1 pseudogene is annotated in these 667 nt (G+C 57.6%); it reads right to left on the bottom strand.

The features are described from left to right. Positions 1-667 (bottom strand): annotated as a pseudogene (locus A3754_RS03100) (DUF11 domain-containing protein); the annotation flags it as partial.

Below are 667 nucleotides of genomic sequence, written 5' to 3'. Positions count from 1 at the left end.
GCATTGGCTGGCACGGCATCGAAGATATTTACATTCTGCGCCGCACTGCCACCATTGTTCTTCACCGTCAAGGTGTAGGTAATGGTGTTGTTAGAGGTATTGACAGATGCAGACTTGGTGGTTACCAGCACCGCATCGGTGGTCACCGTCACCTGATCGGTGTTGGTGTCGTTACCGTCTGCGCCGTTAACACCGTCAGAGTTATAGTCGCCAATATCGGCGTTGCTGCCGATATCCTGTACCAAGCCACCGTCATTGGCGTCGAAGCTGCCATCGCCCCGGGTCGAACGCACCAGCAAGGTGCCTTCGATGGTGGCGCCCGCTGCGGTTCCGGATGGAACCGGCACGGCCAGGATCAGCTCGACCTGGTCACCCGCGTCAACGCTCACAGACGTGGCGGCGCTTTCACCGGCATCAGGCTGACCATTGCCGTTGGCGTCGATAAACACCTGATAGCTACCCGCTGCGCCGGCACCATTCAGCCCGTCCAGGGTGAAGGTGTCGGTGGCATTACCGGTGTTTTTCAGGGTGTGGCTGAAGTAAACGGTTTCACCCGGCGCACCGGATTTCTTGCCGTCATTTTCCAACGTACCCGCATAGACTTCTGCAACGGTCACTACCGCTTCATTGGACTGTGCGGAGTAGCTGTTGCCGTTGGCATCTTCAT

Source organism: Alcanivorax sp. HI0083 (assembly GCF_001635175.1).
This window is presented reverse-complemented; position numbering and strand designations above follow the sequence as displayed.